Genomic DNA, 22,623 nt, shown 5'->3' on the forward strand with positions numbered 1-22,623 from the left:
GGGGGCGGCGTGCCTGGGAGGTCGCCCCTACTTACGGTCGCGTCGCGATCATGCCGTTCGACACCATCGTCATCACCGCGACGTCGTGCTGGTTTCGCACCGTCATGCGGCTCTTGAACAGCCCCATCTCGGGGCGGCTGGCGGAGACGCGCTTCTCCAGCACCTCGGTCTCACAGCGTAGCGTATCGCCGGGATAGACCGGCTTCAGCCAGCGCAGTTCGTCGATGCCGGGCGATCCCAGCCCCGCCTGCTGGTTCTTAGACACATTCTCGACCACCATCGACATGACCATCGCGCAGGTGTGCCAGCCGCTGGCCGACAATCGCCCGAAATGGGTCTTCGCCGCGGCTTCATCGTCCAGGTGAAACGGCTGCGGATCGTATTTCCGCGCGAAGTCCATCACCTCCTCGCGCGTCACCTGATAGGCACCGAAACGCGCGGTCGATCCAACCGCGATATCCTCGAAATACTGCATCCGTCTCTCCCGTTCGCTCGACCGTAGGCGGCGCGGGAAAGAGCCGCAACGCTCAGGTGGTGCGTCGGACGACCAGCTTTGGCGCAAGCAGCGTGGTGTCGGTCGGCTTGGCCGCGATCTGCCGGATCAACGTGTCGACCAGCATCTCCCCCGCGCGGCGGTAGTCCTGCGCGATCGTGGTCAGCGGCGGGTGGCTCAGGCCCGCGGCGGGAATGTCGTCGAACCCGACGATCGACACGTCCTCTGGAACGCGCAGCCCGGCTTCCTCCAGCGCCCGCATCGCGCCGATCGCGATCATGTCCGACGCCGCAAAGATCGCGTCGAACGCTACGCCGCGAGCAAGCAAGACCTGCGCCGCGGCGTAACCGTCGTCCTCGACCGACAAGGCATCGATCACCAAAGCGGCGTCCGTCTTCAGCCCATGTTCGCGTTGCGCAGCGACACAGCCCTGATAGCGCGCGCGAAACTCCGGGTAATGATCGGTCGCGTCGCCCAGGAAGGCGATCCGCCGCCGTCCGCGCTCGATCAGGTGCTGCCCGGCATCGCGCCCGCCGCTGAAATTGTCGCACCCGATCGTCGTGCCCCGGCCACCCGGCTCGACCGATCCCCAGCGCACGAAATGCGTTCCCTGCCGTTCAAGCTGCTCCAGCCGCCCGCGGTATTTTTCGTAGTCGCCATATCCCAACAGGATGATCCCGTCGGCCTTGCGGCTGTCCTCGAAATCAACGTGCCAGTCGGCCGAAAGCTGCTGGAACGACGTCAGCAGATCGTATTTCCGCGCCGCGCACGTGTGCAGGATCGAACCCAGCATCGACAGGAAGAACGGGTTGATCGCGGACCCGTCGGGGGCCTGATCCTCGAAGAACAGCAGCGCCAGCGTGTTCGAACTGCCGCGCCGGAGCGACGAGGCATTCTTGTCGACCTTGTAGTTCAGCTGCGTCGCGATCGCCTCGATCCGCAACCGCGTCGCCTCGCTGACCGTCTTGTCGCCGCGGAGCGCCCGGCTGACGGTCGGCTGCGATACCCCGGCAAGCGCGGCGATGTCGAACGAGGTCGGCTTGTCGGTAACGCCCATGAAATCCTTGCATCATCCTCGCCGCCGCCGTTGCGGCCGGGCCACACAGCGTAGCGGCTTTGGTACTCATCCGAAAGGTTGCGGGTGAATACGTATGCTGATCGCTTCACTTGTAGCCACGGCGGGCCGAATGACGGCATTGTTACAAGCGTTACATGATCGGCGACCGGCATAGCGGCGCGGATCCATAGGAGGGGGTTTCCTGATGAGTAATTTCTCGCGCGCCGCGCACAACCGGCTGGTCCTCGGGGCGAGCCTGAGCGTCACCGCGCTGCTGCTGTCGGGCGCCGCCACCGCGCAGGTGGCCGATCCAGCGACCCAGCCGACTGCGAACCCGACCGCTCCGGCCCAGGTGCAGTCGACCGACGCCAGCGTCGATCCCACGCCCGCCCCCGATGCCGCCGCACAGGTAGCGACGCCTGCGCCGGGCGAGGGCGAGGACATCGTCGTCACCGGTTTCCGCGCTGCGCTGGCCAGCTCCGCCAACATCAAGCGCAACGCGACGCTGATCGTCGATTCGGTCTCGTCCGAGGACATCGGCAAGCTGCCCGACGTGTCGATCGCCGATTCGCTCGCGCGGCTGCCCGGCGTCACCGCGCAGCGGCTGGAAGGGCGCGATCAGCGCCTGTCGATCCGCGGCCTCGGCCCCGACTTCTCGACCACGCTCCTCAACGGGCGTGAGCAGGTCACCGTCGGCGACAACCGCGGCGTCGAATTCGATCAATATCCGTCGGAATTCTTCAAGAACGTCAACGTGTACAAGTCGGCCGACGCGTCGCTGGTCGCGGCGGGCATTTCGGGCACGGTCGACCTCAGGATGCTCCGTCCGCTCGATCAGCCCGAGCGGGTGGTCGTCCTCGCCGCGCGCGGCCAGATGAACGAGCAGAAGAAGCTCAACCCAGACGGCTCGCGCTATGGCTACCGCGTGTCGGGCACGTTCGTCGACAAGTTCGCCAACGACACGCTGGGCATCGCGATCGGGGCGTCGGCGCAGACCACGCCGTCGCAGAACGAACGCTACAACGCCTGGGGCTTTCCGAACGCGCCAGAAGTTCAAGGCGCGCTGATCCTTGGCGGGGCCAAGCCCTATGTCCAGTCGAACGAACTGAAGCGGTACGGCGGCGTCGCGACGATCGAGTGGGAGCCGAGCGACAATTTCCATTCCACCTTCGACGCGCTCTATTCTAATTTCGAGGAAACGCAGCGGCTGCGCGGAATCGAATTCCCGATCAATCCGGGCTGGGGATCGAACGCCACGATCGCGCCGGGCTATACGGTGACCGACGGCCTGGTCACCGATGCGACGATCACCAACGTGGTCGCGGTGCAGCGCAACGATTACAACAAGCGCACGGCGGAGAATCTGTCGCTCGGCTGGAACAACAATTTCAAGCTGAACGACCGGCTGCAGTTGAACGTCGACGCAAGCTGGAGCCGCGCGACGCGGACCGATTTCCTGCTCGAGACGTATTCGGGCACCGGGTATCAGGCGAACCTCGATCCGAACGCGGTGAAGGATACGATCCGCATCAGCGCGAACAAGGACGGCACGTTCGATATCGTCCCGACGCTGGATTATACCGACACCAACCAGATCAAGCTGACAGATCCGCGCGGCTGGGGCTTCAACGGATCGACCGCGGTCGTGCAGGCGGGCTTCCTCAATCGCCCCGACTTCACTGACGACCTTAAATCCTTGCGCGCGAACCTGACCGGCGAATTCGACAACAGCGTCGTAAAGAGTTGGGAAGTAGGCGGCAATTACAGCCGTCGCAAGAAGGCGAGCCGTTACACCTCGTTCTTCCTGTGTCCGAAAGGCGGCACCGACTGCACGATCGCCAACGGCACGCCGGGCGCGATCCCGGTGCCGCAGGATGTCATCCTGAAGGACACCGTCAGTCTCGACTATCTCGGCGTGCCCGCGATGCTGACGCTCAATCCGCTGAAGGTGTACGGCCTGCTCGATGCGGTCTTCGACGATCGTCCCGGTTCGCTGGTGCGCGACAATACCGTGACCGAAGACGTCTACACCGGTTACGCCAAGCTGACGATCGACGGCGAAGTGGGCGGAAAGGCGCTGAAGGGCGCACTTGGCCTGCAGGTGGTCCATACCAAGCAGAGTTCGAACGGCGGCGTGGCGACGCTGGTCGGCAATACCGTCACGGCCGTCGATGTCAGCGGTAACGACAGCTACACCGATTTCCTGCCCTCGGCGACGATGTCGGTCGAGCTGATGGACAATTTCTTCGTGAAATTGGGCGCGTCGCAGACGATGGTGCGTGCACGGCTCGATCAGCTGCGCATCAGCCAGGACGTGACGTTCAGCGCGGGCAACATCGGTCAGGGCGTCAACAATCCCGTGTTCAGCTCGAACGGCGGCAACATCGCGCTGCGTCCGTATCAGTCGACCAACATCGATCTGTCGGTTGAGAAGTACATCGGCGGCGGCGGGTATCTGGCGCTGTCGGGATATTTCAAGGATCTGACCGATTTCGTCGACCCGAACAACAACACGCCGTTCGACTTCTCGGCGCTCCTGTCCGCGCTGACCCCGGCGCAACAGGCCGCGATCCTGGCTGCGGGCCAGCAGATCGGCCCGGTCAAGATTCCCGCCAACTCGGGCGGCGGTTACCTGCTGGGCATAGAGGCGACCGCGTCGATCCCGTTCGGGACCGTGACCAGTGTGCTCGACGGGTTCGGCATCTTCGCCAGCGGCACCTGGACCGAAAGCAGCGTAAAATACGGCAGCAACCCGACCGAGGCGCTGACACTTCCTGGCCTTTCGAAATGGGTCGCGACCGGCACCGCATATTTCGAGAAATACGGCTTCCAGGCGCGCGTGACCTATCGTTATCGCTCGGACTTCCTGGCCGAGATCGCCGGGCTTTCGGCGAACCCGGAATTCCGCACCGGCAGCGGCGAAGGCGTGCTGGACGCGCAGATCGGCTATGAATTCCAATCGGGGCCGCTGACCGGCCTGTCGATCCTGGCGCAGGCGAAGAACCTGACCGATCAGCCGTTCGTAACGTACGAACAGAACGATCCCCGGCTGGTGCGCGATTACCAGCGTTACGGGCGCGACTATTACCTCGGGGTGACCTACAAGTTCTGAGGTAATAGTCGGGTGTGATTCCGGCCCCGCGTCGCCCGCGGGGCCGGAAAGGTTTGAGGAGCGCGCGCATGGAGCCGATCCGGATCGTCGTCGCCGGCGGCGGCACTGCCGGGTGGATGACCGCCGCGGCGCTGGCGCGGTTTCTCGGCACTGATTTCCGGGTCCAACTGGTCGAATCTCAGGAGATCGGGACGGTCGGCGTGGGCGAAGCGACGATCCCGCAAATCCGGCTGTTCAACCAGTCGTTGGGGATCGACGAGGACGCGTTCGTCGCAGCGACCCAGGCGACGTTCAAGCTGGCGATCGAATTCGTCGGCTGGGGCGCACCGGGCGAGCGCTATATGCACGCGTTCGGCGATATCGGGCGCGATTCGGGGCTGCTGGCGTTTCACCACACCTGGTTGCGCGGCGTGCGCGAGAGCGTTGCCGGACCGCTGGCGGATTATTCGCTCAACAACCTAGCGGCGCTTGCCGACCGGATGCAGCGCGGACCGGCGCGTACGGCCAAGGCGCTGCCCGAAATGCCCTATGCGTTTCACTTCGATGCAGGGCTCTACGCCGCCTTCCTCCGCCAGTTTGCCGAAGCGAAGGGCGTCGTGCGGCATGAGGGGCGGATCGTCGACGTGCGGCGCGATGGCGAGAGCGGCGACGTGGCGGCGCTGGTGCTGGACGGCGAGCGTGTGATCGCGGGCGACCTGTTCATCGACTGCACCGGGTTTCGCGGGCTGCTGATCGAACAGACATTGCGCGCGGGGTATGAGGACTGGACGAAGTGGCTGCCGTGCGACCGCGCGATCGCAGTGCCCTCGGCCCGCGCCGCCGCCTTCACGCCCTACACCCGCGCGACGGCGCACGGTGCGGGCTGGCAATGGCGCATCCCGCTGCAGCATCGCACCGGCAACGGCATCGTCTATTCGAGCGAACATCTGTCGGACGACGAGGCCGCGGCGCGGCTGCTCGCGAACCTCGACACCAAGCCGCTCGCCGACCCCCGCCCGCTGCGCTTCACGACGGGCAAGCGGCGGGAGTTCTGGAAGAACAACGTCATCGCGGTCGGCCTCGCCAGCGGCTTCATGGAGCCGCTTGAATCGACCAGCATCCACATGATCCAGTCGGCGGTGCAGCGCATCCTGAAGCTGCTGCCCGGCCGCGGCGTGACGCAGGGCCAGCGCGACGAATACAACCGGCAGGCGGATTACGAATATGACCGCATCCGCGATTTCCTGATCCTGCACTACATCGCCAACCGGCGCGACGAGCCGTTCTGGCGCTCCGCCCGTGCCGCCGACATCCCCGATACGCTGGCGCACAAGATCGAGTTGTGGCGCGGTGCGGGGCAGATCGTGCGCGAGGGCGACGAACTGTTCACCGAGGTCGGCTGGCTGCAGGTGCTGGTCGGGCAGGGGATCATGGCGAGCGCGCACCACCCGGTCGCCGACGGGCCGACCGCTGCGCAGATCGCCGAATATCTCGACCTGATCGTCAAATTGAACCAACGCGAGGTAGCGCAGATGCCGACCCATGAAGATTTCGTCGCGCGCCACTGCGCCGCGCCGCAGGCTGTCGCGGCGTGAGATTTCTCGCCCTGATCGCTGCGCTGGCCGCCACTCCCGCCGCCGCGCAGGACTATCGCGCGCGCCTGCCGCAGGACGAGGTCATCTATTTCGTGCTGCCCGACCGGTTCGAGAACGCCGACCCGGCGAACGACCGCGGCGGAATGTCCGGCGACCGGATGCGCACCGGGTTCGATCCGGCGCACAAGGGCTTCTACCACGGCGGCGACCTGAAGGGGCTGACGAAGCGGTTGCCGTACCTGCAGGCGCTGGGCGCGACCGCGATCTGGGTCGGGCCGATCTTCAAGAACAAGCCCGTGCAGGGCGGGCCGGGGCAGGAAAGCGCCGGGTACCACGGTTACTGGATCACCGATTTCACGGCGGTCGACCCGCATTTCGGCACCGAAGCCGATTTCCGTGCGCTGGTCGATGCGGCGCACGCGCGCGGCATGAAGGTCTATATGGACATCATCGCCAACCACACCGCCGACGTGATCCAGTACCGCGAATGCGTCGGCCAGCGCGACTGCGTGTACCGGTCGATCGCGGACTATCCGTATCAGCGCCGCGGCGGCGTGAGCGGAAAGGCGATCAATCCCGGATTTGCGGGCGATCAGGTCCGTACCGCGGAGAATTTCGCGAAGCTGACCGATCCCGCCTACGCCTACACGCCGTTCGTGCCGCCCGCCGAGGCGAACGTGAAGGTGCCCGCGTGGCTGAACGATGTGACGCTCTATCACAATCGCGGCGACACGACGTACCGCAACGAAAACTCGACGATGGGCGATTTCGTCGGGCTGGACGATCTGATGACGGAGAATCCGCGCGTCGTTTCAGGGATGATAGACATCTTCGGCGGCTGGATCGACCGCTACGGGATCGACGGTTTCCGCATCGACACCGCGCGCCATGTGAACCCCGAATTCTGGGCCTCGTTCGTCCCCGCGATGCAGGCGCGCGCCGCGGCGAAGGGCATCCCGCACTTCCACATCTTCGGCGAGGTGTCGGACCACGAAATCCGCCCGGCGAAGCTGGCGCAACACACCATCGTCGACAAACTGCCCGCCGTGCTCGATTTCTCGTTCCGGCAGGCGGTGGTGGAAACCGTCGCGGGGACCAAAGGCACCGATGCGTTCGAGGCGCTGTTCGACGGCGATGCAATCTATGCGAAAGGGTATGACACCGCGCTGATCCTGCCGACCTTCACCGGCAACCACGACGACGGCCGATTCTCCACCTTCGTGCGCCGCGCGTTCCCGCAGGCGTCCGATGCCGAGGTGCTGGACCGCGTTCTGCTGTCCAACGCGATGCTGCTGACGCTGCGCGGCGTCCCGACGATCTATTCGGGCGACGAACAGGGCTTCGTCAGCGACGGCAACGATCAGGACGCGCGAGAGGATATGTTCGCGAGCCAGGTCGCGACGTACAACGACAATCGTCTGCTCGGCACGTCGGCGACCACCGCGACCGCGAACTTCGGCCAGAAGAACCCGCTGTTCCGCCAGATCGCCGAATTGTCGCGGCTGCGGGTGAAGACCCCGGCGCTCACCCGCGGGCGGCAATTGCTGCGCGCGCGGGAGGAGACGCCCGGACTGCTGGCGATCTCGCGCTTCGACCCGACGACCGGTGGCGAGGTGCTGCTGGCATTCAACACTTCGACCGCGCCGCTGAAGCGTCAGGTGCAGGTCGAGGTCGGTTCGCAACGCTTCACCACGCTGGCGGGCAAGGGGTGCGCGACGCGCGCCGCCGCGCCGGGCAGCGTCACGATCACGCTTCCTCCCCTTGGCTACGCGGTATGCGCCGCGAAGGACGTCCAGTGAACGAACCTGCCCGTATCCTGTCCCCGGCGACCGCGCAGACATGGTGGCGCGGCGCGACGATCTATCAGATCTATCCGCGCAGTTTCGCCGACAGCAACGGCGACGGCGTCGGCGACCTGCCCGGCATCACCGCACATCTGCCCTATGTGGCGAGCCTCGGCGTCGACGCGATCTGGATTTCGCCGTTCGTCAAAAGTCCGCAGGCCGATTTCGGCTATGACGTGTCCGATTACCGCGACGTCGATCCGATCTTCGGCACGCTCGCCGATTTCGACGTTCTGATCGCGAAGGCGCACGCGCTCGGCCTGCGCGTGCTGATCGATCAGGTCTGGGCGCACACCTCGGACCAGCATCCGTGGTTCGTCGAAAGCCGGTCGAGCCGCGATAATCCGAAAGCCGACTGGTACGTCTGGGCCGATGCGAAGGCGGACGGCTCGCCCCCCAACAACTGGCAATCGGTGTTCGGCGGCCCCGCATGGACGTGGGACGCGCGCCGCGGTCAGTATTTCATGCACAATTTCCTGAAAGAGCAGCCGCAGCTCCATGTCCACAACGCGGCAGTACAAGAAGAATTGCTCGCGATAACAAGGTTCTGGCTCGATCGCGGCGTCGACGGCTTCCGCATCGACGCCATCAACTTCGCAATGCACGACCCCGCGCTGACCGATAACCCTCCCGCGCCCGACGACGGGACACCGCGCACGCGTCCGTTCGATTTCCAGCTTCACAAATACAATCAGAGCCACGCCGATCTGCCCGCTTTCCTGGAAAGCGTGCGCGGCGTGTTCGACGAATATGACGGCCGGTTCAGCGTAGCCGAGGTCGGCGGCGCGGACAGCGAGCGCGAGATGAAGCTGTTCACCCACGGCGACGCGCGACTGAACACCGCTTACGGTTTCGATTTCCTCTATGCGCCCGCGCTGACGCCCGACATCGTGCGCGACGCGCTGGAGAAATGGCCGTCGGATGCGGGTGCGCATTGGCCAAGCTGGGCGTTCGAGAACCATGACGCGCCGCGCGCGATCACGCGCTGGGCCGCGCCCGAACACCGCGCCGCCTTTGCGCGCGCGAAAATGCTGCTGCTGGCGTGTCTGCGCGGGAACATCTTCCTGTATTATGGCGAGGAACTGGGGCTGGGGCAGGTCGATATCGCCTATGACGACCTGCAGGATCCCGAAGCGATCGCCAACTGGCCGCTCACGCTGTCACGCGACGGCGCGCGCACGCCGATGCCGTGGTCGGCCGACGCGCCGCAGCTTGGTTTCTCCAACGCGAAGCCGTGGCTTCCGGTCGGTCCCGATCACGCCGCGCTGGCGGTCGACGTGCAGGAACGCGACGCGGCGTCGATCCTGCACTATACGCGCCGCGCGATCGCCTTCCGCAATGCGCATTCCGCGCTCCGCTGGGGCGATCTGACATTCGTCGATGCGGGCGAAGGTCTGCTCGCGTTCGAGCGCCAGTCGGAAGGCGAACGGATGCTGTGCGTGTTCAATCTGGGCGCTACGCCGCGTGATTGGTCCGCACCCGGTGGCTGGCGCACGGTCGAGGCGCTGGGCGACACGGCGAACGATGCGCTGGGGCCATTCGCCGCGCGCATCGCGATTTCAGAACGATAAGGGAGTGGTCGACATGAGGTTCCGGATTTCCGCCGCGCTGGCGCTCGCCGCGCTGACCGGCGTATCGTCCACCGCGATCGCGCAGACCGATCTGGCCAACAAGCCCGCCGCGAACGTGGTGGCGAAGGGCGCGTCGCCCGACGGCAAGATCACCGTCACGGTCGGGATCGATGGCGACGGCCGCCCCAGCTATGCGGTGCAGCGCGGCGGCAAGCCGCTGCTGACCGACAGCCGCCTGGGCTTCATGTTCACCGACGCGCCGAAGATCGAGCGCGGTCTGGAACTGGCGGGGACGAAGCGCGACCGCGCCGATACGACTTGGACCCAGCCGTATGGCGAATGGAAGACGATCCGTGACAAGCACAACGAACTGACCGTCACGTTTCGCGAAAAGGCGAACCTGAAACGCGAGATGGCGGTGACGTTCCGCATCTTCGACGACGGCGTCGGCTTCCGCTACACGCTGCCGAAGCAGGCGAACCTGACGCAGGCCAACATCGCCGAGGAGCTGACGCAATTCGCCATCGCCGAACCCGGCACCGCGTGGTGGAAGCCTGCGTTCGAATGGAATCGTGAGGAATATCTCTACAACAAGACGCCGCTGGATGCGGTCGGCACCGCGCAGACCGTGATGACCGTGAAGCTGGCCAGCGGCACGCACCTCGCGCTGCACGAGGCCGCGCTGGTCGATTATTCGGCGATGAATCTCGCGCGCGGCGAAGGCACGACGTTCCGCGCCGCGCTGACGCCCGGCGCAGGCGCGCCGAAGGTCAGCCGCGCCGCGGGCTTCTCCACGCCGTGGCGGACGATCGCGATCGCCGACGATGCGCCCGGCCTGTACATGAACCACATGATCCTGAATTTGAACGAGCCCAACAAATTGGGCGACGTCAGCTGGATCAAGCCGGGCAAGTTCGTCGGCGTGTGGTGGAACATGATCAAGGGCGACTGGTCGTGGGCGCGCGGGGCCAAGCACGGCGCGACCAACGCGCACGTCCGCCAGTATATCGACTTCGCCGCCGCGAACCGCATCCCCGGCGTGCTGGTGGAGGGGTGGAACGTCGGCTGGGACGGCGACTGGTTCGGCAACGGCAACGACATGAACTTCAGCCAGCCGACCGAGGATTTCGACGCGAATGGGCTGGCGGCCTATGCGAAATCGAAGGGCGTGTATCTGATCGGCCATCACGAAACAGGCGGTTCGGTCAGCAACTACGATCGGCAGCTCGACACCGCCTACAAATTCGCCGCCGATCACGGTGAGCCGGTGGTGAAGACCGGCTACGTCACCGACGCCGGGCAGATCGAGCGCGTCGATCCCGACGGCAGCAAGCACCGCGAATGGCATGAGGGGCAGTGGATGGTGAACCACCATCTGCGCGTCGTGCAGACCGCCGCGAAATATCGCGTCGGGGTGGATGCGCACGAACCGGTGAAGGACACGGGCCTGCGCCGCACCTATCCCAACTGGCTGGCGCGAGAGGGCGGCCGGGGCATGGAATATAACGCTTGGCCGGGCAAGAACCCGCCCGAGCATGAGGCGAACATGGTCTTCACGCAGTTTCTGGGCGGGCCGATGGATTTCACCCCCGGCGTACTGAGCCTGACAGGGCAGGGCGGCAGCCCGATCCTATCGACGATCGCGAAGCAGCTGGCGCTCTACGTCGTGCTCTATTCGCCGGTCGTGATGGCGGCGGACACGCCGGAGAATTACGCGAAATACCCCGCAGCATTCAAATTCATCCGCGACGTGCCGACCGACTGGTCCGACACCCGCGCGCTGAACGGAGAGGTCGGCGATTATGCGACGATCGCGCGTAAGGACGCGAAGTCGAACGACTGGTATCTGGGCGCGGTCGGCGACGAACAGCCGCGCCAGTCGACCGTGACGCTCGACTTCCTCGACGCCGGGCGAAGCTACACCGCGGAAATCTATTGCGACGGCCCCGCAGCCGACTACCGCACCGACGCGCGGCATTCGATCACGATCGAGACTAAGCAGGTTCGGAAGGGCGACACGATGACGCTCTCGCTCGCGCCCGGCGGCGGGACGGCGGTGCGCTTCGTGGCGAGCGGCGGGAAGCGGCGGCGGTGATTTCGCGCACCACCCCGGCGAACGCCGGGGCCCAGTTGCACAGGTTTGCGTTGGAGGGCGTCGAACGCGCCAATCGAGTTCGCGGCGACTGGGCCCCGGCGTTCGCCGGGGTGGAGCTTGGGAGATGGGCGGCATGACCCCCTCGATCGTCATCCTCGGCGGCGGGACCGCCGGATGGATGGCGGCGTGCCTGATGGCGAAGGCGTGGCCCGCCTCGACCATCACCGTGATCGAAAGCCCCGACATCGGCATCGTCGGTGTGGGGGAGGGATCGACCCCGCAACTGCGCGCTTTCTTCCGCACGCTCGGCATCGCGGAGGCCGACTGGATGCCCGCGGCGAACGCGACCTACAAGGTCGGGATCGAGTTTCGCGGCTGGTCCGACGCGAGCGGATACGATCGTTACTTCCACCCCTTCGCCAGCGATGTGGACGTGCATACCGAAGGCGCGTTCCACGCCGCGCATCACGCACGCCGCACCGGGCATGACGTGCCCGCGCACCCCGACCGCTTCTTCCTCAACACCCGTCTCGCCCGCGAAGGCCTCGGGCCGATCGCGGCGGAGACGTTCCCGTTCGACGCGGCTTACGGCTATCATTTCGACGCGCATCTGGTCGGCGCGGTGCTGCGCGAACACGCGATCGGACGCGGCGTGCGTCACCTCCCGCGCACCGTTGTGCACACATCGGTCGATGAGAGTGGCAACATCCGCAAACTTTCGCTGGGTGACGAAGAGGTGAGTGCCGACATATTCGTCGACTGCAGCGGCTTCCGCTCCGTCCTCGCGCAACAGGCGTTGGGCGTGCCCTTCGTCAACTTCGGCGAAAACCTGTTCAACGATCGCGCCGTCGTGATGCCCACCTCCGCGGAGGCCGCGACGAAGCCCTACACCACTGCCACCGCCATGAAGAACGGCTGGGTGTGGGACATTCCGCTGACCTCGCGCACCGGCAACGGCTACGTATACTCCTCGCGCTACTGCGATCCCGACGGAGCCGAAGCCGAACTCCGCGCCCACCTCGGCGTCGGCGACGACGGCACCGCGCGGCACCTGGAGATGAAGGTCGGCCGCGTCGCCGATACGTGGCGTGGCAATTGCCTCGCGGTTGGGCTGGCGCAGGGCTTCATCGAACCGCTGGAGGCGACTGCGCTGCACATCGTGCAGGCGACGGTCGAGGGCTTCATCGAAAGTTACGAGGACGGCGGCTTCACCCCCGAACATCGCAGCACCTTCAACGCCACGATCGCGCGCCGGTACGAAGGAATCCGCGATTACATCGTCGCGCATTACCGCATGAACCAGCGCACCGATACGCCATACTGGTGCGATAATGCCGCGCACGACCGGCTCTCGGATTCGCTCAAGTCACTGATGACCGCATGGTTCACCGGCCGCGACCTGACCGCGGAGATCGCGCATCAGGACATCGCGCGTTACTACGCGCCGCTGTCATGGGGCTGCCTGTTCGCGGGTTACGGCACGTTCCCCAACGCCGCCCGCCTTCGCCCCGCCGACGTGTCAAGCGACGGGATCGACGACTTCCTGCGCCGCTGCGCGCTGAATTTCACCCCGCATGACGCGCTGCTCGCGACCAAGGAATCCGCATGAACGCCCCCGTCACGCTCGGCCGTCCGCGGCAATCCCTTGCGGGACTGTGGAACATCAGTTTCGGGTTTTTCGGCATCCAGATCGGCTTCGCGCTGCAGAATGCGAACATGAGCCGCATCTTCCAGTCGCTCGGCGAGAGCCTCGACGATCTGGCGGTATTGTGGATCGCCGCGCCGCTGACCGGGCTGCTCGTCCAGCCGATCATCGGCCATTACAGCGACCGGACGTGGGGACGGTTCGGGCGGCGGCGGCCGTATTTCTTTGCCGGCGCGGTACTCGCCGCGCTGGCGCTTTTCGGGATGCCGAATGCGCCGACCCTGTTCGCGGCGGCGCTGATGCTGTGGATGCTCGATGCGTCGCTCAACATCTCGATGGAGCCCTTCCGCGCCTTCGTCGGCGATATGCTCGACAAGGATCAGCATACGGCGGGCTATGCGTTGCAGACCGCGTTCATCGGCGCGGGCGCGGTGGTGGGGTCGGCGACGCCGTGGCTGCTCGACCGGTTCGGCGTGACGAATGTCGCGGCTGAAGGCGTGCCGGATACGGTGCGCTGGAGCTTCTACATCGGCGGCGCGGCGCTGTTCGCGTCGGTGATGTGGACCGTGCTGACGACGAAGGAATATTCGCCCGCCGAACTGGCCGCGTTCGAGGGGCGCGATGCGAAGGCCGCTGCGCCGCCAGCGCCGCCATCGTCCACCGCGACCGGCCTTGCCTGGATCGCAGCGGGCTTGGCGATTGCGGGTGTCGTCGCGGTTGCCGGGCTGGAGAAGGAACTATACCTGCTCGGCGTCCTGGTCGCGGCCTATGGCGTCGCGCGGCTCGGCGCGATCGCGCTCCATGCACGCGGGCGTCACGACAATCTGCTGACCAACATCGTCGGCGATTTCGCGGGCATGCCGCCGGTGATGAAGCGGCTCGCGCTGGTCCAGTTCTTCAGCTGGTCGGCGCTGTTCATCATGTGGATCTATACCACCCCGGTAGTCGCGCAGTACGCGTTCGGCTCAGTCGATCCGGCGAGCGCGGCGTACAATGCGGGGGGCAATTGGACCGGCATCCTGTTCGCCGCCTACAACGGCGTCGCGGCGCTGGCGGCGCTGTTCGTGCTGCAGCCGCTCGCGCGCCGCTTCGGCAAGGCGCGGACGCATATCGTCGCGCTGGTGCTGGGCGCGGCGGGTTTCGCATCTTTCCTGGTCGTGCGCGATCCGTATTGGCTGCTGGTGTCGGAGATCGGCATCGGCATCGCCTGGGCCTCGATCCTCGCCATGCCCTATGCGATTCTGGCGTCCAGCCTGCCGCAATCCAAGCTCGGCATCTACATGGGGTTGTTCAACGTCTTCGTCGTGATCCCGCAATTGCTGGTCGCGACCGTGATGGGCACGATCGTGCGACATTTCTTCCCGACCGAGCCGGTGTGGACGATGGCGTTCGCGGCGGTGGTGATGCTGGCGGCCGCGGCGGCGATGACGCGGGTGAAGGTGGACTGATTCTAAAATTCCTCCCCGTGCCGGGGAGGAATTACGCTAAGCGGTCACCACCTGCCGCTCCCGTATCATGTCTGCGGCTTTCTCCGCGATCATGATCGTCGGGGCGTTGGTATTCGATCCCACCAGCGTCGGCATCACCGACGCATCGACCACGCGCAGGCCGTCCAGCCCGCGCACGCGCAGCCGTTCGTCGACCACCGCCATCGTGTCGCCGTCCGCGCCCATCTTGCAGGTGCCGACCGGGTGGTAGATCGTCTCGGCGGTCGCGCGGACCCAGGCGTCGATCTGTGCGTCGGTCTGGATATCGCGGCCCGGCGCGAGTTCATCGCCGCGATAAGGATCGAGCGCCACTTGGCTCGCCACGTCGCGGCCGATCTTGACGCATTCGCGCATCACGCGGCGGTCCACCTCGCTCGCCAGATAGTTCGCGTAGATCAACGGATCGGCCAGCGGATCGCCCGAGGCGATGCCGATCCGCCCGCGACTTTCGGGGCGCAGTTGGCACAAATGGAAAGAGAAGCCGTCCTCCTTCACGCGCACCTTGCCGTGGTCGCGCATGATCGCCAGCACGCCGTGGATCTGCACGTCGGGCCGCGACAGTCCCTCGCGCGAACACACGAACGCGCCGCTTTCCAGGAATTGCTGCCGTCCGAGCCCAGTCCCGCGCGTCAGATATTCGAGGCCGACCTTTAACTGCCGCAACCCCTTCGTCGCGGAGAAGGCGGTGGTCAGTCCCCGCGCGCGCCAGCTCAGAATGATGTCCAGGTGATCCTGCAGATTTTCCCCGACGCCGGGCAGGTCATGGACCGGCTGAACCCCCGCCGCACGCAAGCGATCCGCAGCGCCGATCCCCGACAATTGCAGGATATGCGGCGATTGCACCGCACCCGCACATAGCAACGCCTCGCCCGAAACCTCGGCGCGTTCCAGCTTCTTGCCGGTGACATATTCGACCGCCCGGACGCGCCCGCGGCTGACGACGATCCTTGTCGTCCGCGCGTCGGTGACGATGGTCAGGTTCGCGCGCGTCTCGACCGGCCGCAGATACGCCGCCGCGGTCGACCAGCGCTGGCCGTTCGAGATCGTCAAATCGTAGCGCCCGAACCCCTCCTGTTGCGCGCCATTGAAGTCGGGCGTCACCGGATACCCCGCCTGCCGCCCGGCCTCGATCAGCGCATCGTGGAACGGGCTGTCGCTTTCGCCCGCCGACACGCGCAACGGCCCCTCCGCTCCGTGCAGATCGCCGCCGCGATGATGCCCCTCCAGCTTGCGGAAGTAGGGAAGCACGTCGTCCCACGACCAGCCACTCAGCCCCATCTGCCGCCATTCGTCGAAGTCCTGCGGGTGCCCGCGGGTATAGACCATGCCGTTGATCGACGACGATCCGCCCAGTCCCTTGCCGCGCGGCCACCACAGGCGGCGCTGGTCCATGTGCGGCTCGGCCTCGGTCCAGAAGCCCCAATTATGCTTGCCCTTCGCCTTGATCAGATTGCCGACGCCCGCCGGCATCCGCACCAGCATCTCCTTGTTCGCGCCGCCCGCCTCCAGCAGGCAGACGCTGACCGCGGGGTCTTCGGACAGCCGCGCGGCCAGCGTACACCCGGCCGAACCGCCGCCGATGATGACGTAATCGTAACCGGGCATTCTTCTCTCCACTTTTCTCTTTATCTCACGGGACCAGCACAAGCTTCCCGACCATCTCGCTGTCCTGCATCGCCGCAAACGCGCTACGCCAATCCGCCAACGGATATTCGGCGTGCACGCGGGGGCGAATTTTCTTATCCTCCGCCAGCTTCCACACCGCCGCCAGATTCTCGCGGCCCTTGTCCGGGAACTGCCGCCCATATTCGCCCGCGCGCACGCCGACGACCGAGAAGCCCTTGATCAGCGGCATGTTGGTCGAAACCGTAGCGATCCTCCCGGAGGTAAACCCCACCACCAGCAAGCGCCCGCCGAACGCGATGCAGCGCGTCGATTCGTCGAACACGTCGCCGCCGACCGGATCGTAGATCACGTTCGCGCCGCCTCCGGTCAGATCCTTCACCGCCTCGCGAAAACCGGGCGCGGGGACGACCGCGTCGGGCGAATATTCGTCCATCACGACCGACAGTTTCTCCATCGATCGCGACGTGGCGATCACGCGGTAGCCGAGCGCCTTCGCCAGATCGACCGCGGCCAGTCCGACCCCTCCGGTCGCGCCGTGGACCAGCACCCATTCCTCCGGCTGCACTGCCGCCAGCCGCACCAGCGCGACGTAAGCTGTGAGATACGCCGTCCCTACGCTGGCGGCTTCGGCGAACGACAGATGCGCAGGCTTTCCGCGCACCGCGTCGGCATCGACCGCGACGATCTCCGCGAAACCGCCCAGCCGCGTGCCCGCGACCACCGCATCGCCCGCCGCAAAGCCGTCCCCCGCGATCACCTCGCCCGCAATCTCCATCCCAGGCGTGAACGGCAGGGGCGGCTTCAACTGATATTCGCCCTTCGTCATCAGCAGGTCGGGAAAGTTCAGCGACGCCGCCTTTACGTGGATCAGCACCTGACCCAGCTTCGCGACTGGTTCCGGAACATCGGCCAATGCGGTGCCGGACAAATCGTCCGACAGCGCGGCGACGACGACCGCCTTCATGCCGCCTTCGGTTTTGTCGCGAGTATCCCGAGCAACGATTCGAACAGCGTCTCCATGTCGAGATGCGGCGCGTGGATCTTGCCGTGGCCCAGCATCATCAGCGCATAGGCGCGGATATCGGCCTCGCCGCGGTCGAAGCCCGCGTCCTCCAGGCAATCGCCGATGAAGCCGAGCAACTCCGCATCGTGCTTGTCCACCGCCAGCCGCGCGCGCGGGTCGCTTTCCGCCCAGGCGCGCATCGCGATGCCCAGCCGCGACAGGCCGCGCCGCCGTACCGTCTGCCCCAGCAGGCGGATGCGGTCGATCGGGTCGGGCGTCGCGCGTTTCAGCGACGCGACCATGTCGGCCACCTGCGTCTCCGCAAAATAGGTCGCGAGTCGCCCCTGATAGGCGTCGAAATCACCGAAATGATGATAGAAACTGCCCGTCGACACGCGCAGTTCGTCGGCCAGCGGGCGCAGTTTCAGCGCGCGCAGACCGCCGCGCCTAAGCAACGATTGCCCCGCCTCCAGCCAATCGCGCTGGGTGAGATCATTGCTGCGGGCGGGGGCTGCGGCAGTTGGGGTTACGCTTGACATCGCTTCGACCATAACGAAGGTTATGCTGGAACTCCGCGCCGGTAAAGGTGCCGCGCGCTGACGTGATTCTGGAGAGCCCGTATGCCCGACGCCTATATCATCGACGCCTGCCGCACGCCGCGTGGCATCGGCAAGCAGGGCAAGGGGGCGCTGGCCGACATGCATCCGCAGCATCTGGCCGCGACCGTGCTGAAGGCGATCAAGGAACGCAACAACCTGAATACTGCGGAGGTGGACGACATCATCTGGTCGACCAGCACGCAACGCGGCAAGCAGGGCGGCGACATGGGCCGGATGGCCGCGCTCGACGCCGGATATGACGTGAAGGCCAGCGGCACGACGCTCGACCGCTTCTGCGGCGGCGGGATCACCGCGGTGAATTTTGCAGCAGCGCAGATCATGTCGGGGATGGAAGACCTGGTCATCGCCGGCGGGACCGAGATGATGAGCCTGACCGCCGCGATGAGCGCGGAGGATCAGGCTGCGGGCAAGGCGCCGGGTCTGATGGGATCGGGCAACACGCGGCTGAACGAAACGCACCCGCAATCGCACCAGGGCATCTGCGGCGACGCGATCGCCAGCATGGAGGGGATCGACCGCGAGGCGCTCGACGCACTCGGCCTTGAAAGTCAGCGCCGCGCGAAGATCGCGATGGACGAGGGGCGGTTCGACAAGTCGATCGTGCCGGTAGTCGACGATGCGGGCAATGTCGTATTGGCGAAGGACGAGTTTCCCCGGCCGCAAACCACCGCGGAGGGACTCGCCGCGCTGAAGCCGTCGTTCGCGGCGATGGCGGATATGCCCTATGACAAGAGGGGCACGACCTTCCGCAGCCAGATCAACGCGAAATATCCCGACCTGACGATCGAGCACTTCCATCACGCGGGCAATTCGTCGGGCGTGGTCGACGGCGCGGCGGCGGTCCTGCTGGCGTCGAAGGAATATGCCGACGCGCACGGTTTGAAACCACGCGCGAAGATCGTCGCGATGGCCAACATCGGCGACGATCCCACGCTGATGCTCAACGCGCCGGTTCCGGCCGCGAAGAAGGTGCTGGCGAAGGCTGGCCTCACCAAGGACGACATCGATCTGTGGGAGATCAACGAGGCTTTCGCGGTGGTGGCGGAGAAATTCATCCGCGACCTCGACCTCGATCGCGCCAAGGTTAACGTCAACGGCGGCTCGATCGCGCTCGGCCATCCGATCGGCGCGACCGGATCGATCCTGATCGGCACCGTGCTCGACGAACTGGAGCGGACGGGTGGCCGCTACGGTCTCGTGACGATGTGCGCCGCGGGCGGGATGGCACCGGCGATCATCATCGAGCGCATCTGATTATCTGACGGGAACTGCGCGCCAGACGCGGTCCCGTCGACAAGGCGGAGAGAGAATATGCTGCACCCGGTCGCCCATGCGACCGCGACGCCCGACAAGCCCGCCTATATCATGGCGGGCACGGGCGAGACGGTCACCTACGCCGAACTCGATGCGCGCGCGAACCAAGGCGCGCACCTGATCCGCTCGCTCGGGCTGCGGCGTGGGGACGCGATGGCGGTGATGATGGACAACAACGCGCGCTATCTGGAATTGCTTTGGGCGGCCGAGCGGACCGGCGTGTACGTCACCTGCATCTCGTCCAAATTGCTGGTCGAGGAAGCCGAATACATCATCCGCGACGGCGACTGCCGCGTGTTTGTCGCGTCGATCGCGACGGCGCGCTGCGCTTCGGAACTCCGTCCCAAGATCGACGATCTCAAATGCCTGATGGTAGGCGGCGTGGCCGACGGATTCGACAGCTACGAAACCGCGCGCGATGCGCAACCGGCGACGCCGATTGCGGATCCTTCGCCGGGGCAGATCATGCTGTATTCGTCGGGCACGACCGGCAAGCCAAAGGGCGTGCGCTTCGCCTTGCCCGAGGGGGCGTTGGGCGTGAACGTCTCGCCGCTCGTGATGCTGGGGCAGGGACTGTACGGCTGGACCCCCGACATGGTCTATCTCAGCCCGGCACCGTTGTACCATGCCGCGCCGCTTCGCTGGTCGATGGCGGTGCAGCAGATGGGTGGCACCGTGATCGTGATGGAACGATTCGATGCCGAGCAGGCGCTCCACTATATCGAACAATACCGCGTCACCCATGCACAGTGGGTGCCGACGCATTTCGTGCGGATGCTGAAACTGCCGGACGATGTTCGCGCGCGCTACGACATCTCGTCGTTGAAGGCGGTGTGGCACGCCGCCGCGCCCTGCCCGGTGCCGGTGAAACAGGCGATCATCGACTGGTGGGGGCCGATCGTCGGCGAATATTACGCCGGGACCGAAGGCAACGGCTTTCACGCGATCCAGTCCGCGGAATGGTTGACGCACAAGGGTTCGGTCGGGCGCAACCTGACCACCATCACGCACATTTGCGACGATGAGGGCAACGAAGTGCCGCCGCGGACCGAGGGCGCGATCTTCTTCGAATCCCCCACCGGCGAGCGGACGTTTTCGTACCACAACGATCCGGGAAAGACCGCGGATTCGACCGACTCGCACGGCTGGACGACGCTCGGCGACGTGGGCTGGGTGGATGAGGACGGCTATCTCTGGCTGACCGACCGCAAGAGCTTCATGATCATTTCGGGCGGGGTGAATATCTATCCGGCCGAGATCGAAAGCCTGCTGGTGACGCATCCGAAGGTCGCCGACGTGGCGGTGATCGGCGCACCGCATGACGAGATGGGCGAGGAGGTCGTCGCGGTGATTCAGCCGCGCGACATGGCCGAGGCGGGCGACGCGCTGGCCGCCGAACTGACCGAATTCGCGCGCGCGCATTTGAGCCATGTGAAGACTCCCCGCCGGATCGATTTCCGCGCCGAACTGCCGCGGCACGATACGGGGAAACTCTACAAGCGCCTGCTGCGCGACGAATATTGGGGCAAGAAACCGCTCGTCGAGGGCGCTGCAGCATGAGCTGGAACTTCGGCGACATGATCGAGGCGGTCGAAGCGGCGATCCCGCCCGATCGCATCGCGCTGGCGCATGGGCGTCAGACCGTCACCTGGGCGGACCTCCGCCGTCGTTCCAACAACCTCGCGCGCGCGCTGGTGACGCGCGGACTGCAACCGGGCGACCGGTTCGCTTTCTACGCCTATAATTCCGCCGACTATCTGATCGCGCTGATGGCCTGCTGGAAGGCGCGCGCGACGCACGTCAACGTCAACTATCGCTATGTCGCCGACGAACTCGCTTACATTCTGGCCGACAGCGATGCGACCGTGCTGGTCTATGACGGCCGCCTCCGCGAAGCCGTGGCCGCGGTGGTGGACAAGTCGCCGCTGGTGCGAACCTATGTCGAGATCGGCGGCGAGGATGCGCCCGCCTTTGCCGAACGCTTCGACGATCTGATCGAGGGCGACGGCGTGGCGCTCGGCATCGAACGCGATCCGCACGACCGGTTCTTCATCTACACCGGTGGCACGACGGGCATGCCGAAGGGCGTCGTGTGGACCCATGCCGATATCAACGCGATCGGCCTCGCGGTCGCCGCGTCGCAGGGGTTGCCGGTGCCCGATTCGGTCGCGCAGGCCGCGCAATTCGCCGCCGCCAATCCCGATTATCCGAAAACCGTCTGCGGCCCGCCGCTGATGCACGGCACCGGCCTGCTCAGCGCATACGGCGCATTGCTCGCAGGCGGATTCGTCGCGACATTGCCCAGCACCAGTTTCCACCCCGAAGAGGCGCTGGATGCGATCCACAACTGGCAGGCGAATCGCCTGATCGTCGTCGGCGACGCCTTCGCCCGGCCTATCCTCGACGCGCTCGATGCCGAGCCCGATCGCTGGAATGTCTCGAGCGTGCGCCTGATCGTGTCGTCCGGGGTGATGTGGACTCAAGGGGTCAAGGACGGGCTGATCCGTCATATGCCCGACGCGACGTGCCAGGATAATTTCAGCTCGTCCGAGGCGATCGGCATGGGCGCGTCGCTGACCACCCGGGACGGCACGGTGGAAACCGCGAAGTTCATCGTCTCCCCGCGCTGCCGCGTGCTCGATGACGACGACCGTGATGTCATCCCCGGATCGGGCGTGACGGGAAAAGTCGTGCTCGGTCCGCCCAACCCGGTCGAATATCACAAGGACGCGGAAAAAAGCGCGCGGACGTTCCGCATCATCGACGGCGCGCGTTACACCGTGTCGGGCGATTTCGCGCAGGTGAACGCCGACGGCACGCTAGTCCTGCTCGGGCGCGGCTCGGCGTGCATCAATTCGGCCGGTGAGAAAATCTTCCCCGAAGAGATTGAGGAGGCACTGAAATTGTGTCCCTGCGTCGATGACGCGCTCGTCTTCGGCGTGCCCGACCCGAAATGGGGGCAGGCGGTTGCCGCGGTGGTGCAACGCGCGGTCGGGTACGACGAGGGTCACGTCCGCGATATGCTGCGCAGCAAACTGGCGGGCTACAAGCAGCCGAAGCTGCTGGTCGCGACCGAGACGTCGCTGCGCGCGCCGAACGGCAAGGCCGATTACGCAAAGGCGAAGTCGTTGGCGGGCGTCGCATAGAAAGCTGTCATTTCGCTGACGGCGCGGTTCAGCATC

Annotated in this window: 15 protein-coding genes; 10 read left to right on the forward strand and 5 right to left on the reverse strand. The window is 65.7% G+C overall.

Annotated features, from left to right (window positions below; genetic code table 11):
- Positions 1-31: 31 nt before the first annotated feature.
- Both M0208_RS15620 and M0208_RS15625 read right to left on the reverse strand, forming a co-directional pair.
- Complete coding sequence (locus M0208_RS15620) at positions 32-562, reverse strand: MaoC family dehydratase (RefSeq protein ID WP_408988108.1); 531 nt, start codon at positions 560-562, stop codon at positions 32-34.
- On the reverse strand, positions 528-1,550 hold the full coding sequence (locus M0208_RS15625) for a LacI family DNA-binding transcriptional regulator (protein ID WP_258892593.1): 1,023 nt from the start codon (positions 1,548-1,550) through the stop codon (positions 528-530). Before M0208_RS15625 ends, M0208_RS15620 begins: the two co-directional genes overlap by 35 nt.
- 205 nt (positions 1,551-1,755) lie before the next feature.
- Between M0208_RS15625 and M0208_RS15630 the strand changes: the two genes are divergently transcribed.
- The 7 genes from M0208_RS15630 to M0208_RS15660 all read left to right on the forward strand — a co-directional run bounded on the left by M0208_RS15630 (position 1,756) and on the right by M0208_RS15660 (position 14,839).
- Entirely contained in the window at positions 1,756-4,662 is a 2,907-nt protein-coding gene (locus tag M0208_RS15630) for a TonB-dependent receptor (RefSeq protein WP_258892594.1), read from the forward strand.
- Between the two features lie 68 nt (positions 4,663-4,730).
- Entirely contained in the window at positions 4,731-6,236 is a 1,506-nt protein-coding gene (locus tag M0208_RS15635; protein WP_258892595.1) for a tryptophan halogenase family protein, read from the forward strand.
- Complete coding sequence (locus tag M0208_RS15640) at positions 6,233-8,035, forward strand: alpha-amylase family glycosyl hydrolase (protein WP_258892596.1); 1,803 nt, start codon at positions 6,233-6,235, stop codon at positions 8,033-8,035. The genes M0208_RS15635 and M0208_RS15640 overlap by 4 nt, the downstream gene beginning before the upstream one ends.
- Positions 8,032-9,651: an alpha-glucosidase family protein gene (locus tag M0208_RS15645; RefSeq protein ID WP_408988109.1), complete on the forward strand. Its 1,620-nt coding sequence runs from the start codon at positions 8,032-8,034 to the stop codon at positions 9,649-9,651. The genes M0208_RS15640 and M0208_RS15645 overlap by 4 nt, the downstream gene beginning before the upstream one ends.
- A 13-nt stretch (positions 9,652-9,664) precedes the next feature.
- A complete protein-coding gene (locus M0208_RS15650; protein WP_258892598.1) occupies positions 9,665-11,746 on the forward strand; it encodes a glycoside hydrolase family 97 protein in 2,082 nt (693 codons plus the stop codon).
- Between the two features lie 133 nt (positions 11,747-11,879).
- Positions 11,880-13,355, forward strand: a complete 1,476-nt coding sequence (locus M0208_RS15655; protein WP_258892599.1) for a tryptophan halogenase family protein — start codon at positions 11,880-11,882, stop codon at positions 13,353-13,355.
- A complete protein-coding gene (locus M0208_RS15660; protein ID WP_258892600.1) occupies positions 13,352-14,839 on the forward strand; it encodes an MFS transporter in 1,488 nt (495 codons plus the stop codon). Before M0208_RS15655 ends, M0208_RS15660 begins: the two co-directional genes overlap by 4 nt.
- A gap of 36 nt (positions 14,840-14,875) precedes the next feature.
- Here M0208_RS15660 and M0208_RS15665 read toward each other — a convergent pair whose 3' ends face one another.
- Genes M0208_RS15665 through M0208_RS15675 form a run of 3 tightly spaced genes read right to left on the reverse strand, consistent with a single transcriptional unit; the run spans position 14,876 to position 18,046 of the window.
- On the reverse strand, positions 14,876-16,483 hold the full coding sequence (locus M0208_RS15665) for a choline dehydrogenase (protein WP_258892601.1): 1,608 nt from the start codon (positions 16,481-16,483) through the stop codon (positions 14,876-14,878).
- Between the two features lie 25 nt (positions 16,484-16,508).
- Positions 16,509-17,468, reverse strand: coding sequence for an NADPH:quinone oxidoreductase family protein (locus M0208_RS15670; RefSeq protein ID WP_258892602.1), 960 nt, complete (start codon positions 17,466-17,468; stop codon positions 16,509-16,511).
- The gene (locus M0208_RS15675) at positions 17,465-18,046 is read right to left on the reverse strand and encodes a TetR/AcrR family transcriptional regulator (RefSeq protein ID WP_258892603.1); all 582 of its coding nucleotides are present in this window, start codon (positions 18,044-18,046) and stop codon (positions 17,465-17,467) included. Before M0208_RS15675 ends, M0208_RS15670 begins: the two co-directional genes overlap by 4 nt.
- An 81-nt stretch (positions 18,047-18,127) precedes the next feature.
- Here M0208_RS15675 and M0208_RS15680 point away from each other — a divergent pair, with 81 nt between their 5' ends.
- Genes M0208_RS15680 through M0208_RS15690 form a run of 3 tightly spaced genes read left to right on the forward strand, consistent with a single transcriptional unit; the run spans position 18,128 to position 22,587 of the window.
- The gene (locus M0208_RS15680) at positions 18,128-19,381 is read left to right on the forward strand and encodes an acetyl-CoA C-acetyltransferase (RefSeq protein ID WP_258892604.1); all 1,254 of its coding nucleotides are present in this window, start codon (positions 18,128-18,130) and stop codon (positions 19,379-19,381) included.
- Between the two features lie 57 nt (positions 19,382-19,438).
- Positions 19,439-21,001: an acyl-CoA synthetase gene (locus M0208_RS15685; protein WP_258892605.1), complete on the forward strand. Its 1,563-nt coding sequence runs from the start codon at positions 19,439-19,441 to the stop codon at positions 20,999-21,001.
- Positions 20,998-22,587 (forward strand): AMP-binding protein, encoded by a 1,590-nt coding sequence (locus M0208_RS15690; protein ID WP_258892606.1) that lies wholly within the window; start codon positions 20,998-21,000, stop codon positions 22,585-22,587. Before M0208_RS15685 ends, M0208_RS15690 begins: the two co-directional genes overlap by 4 nt.
- Positions 22,588-22,623 lie beyond the last annotated feature (36 nt).

Source organism: Sphingomonas sp. SUN019, from assembly GCF_024758705.1.
GTDB lineage: Bacteria > Pseudomonadota > Alphaproteobacteria > Sphingomonadales > Sphingomonadaceae > Sphingomonas.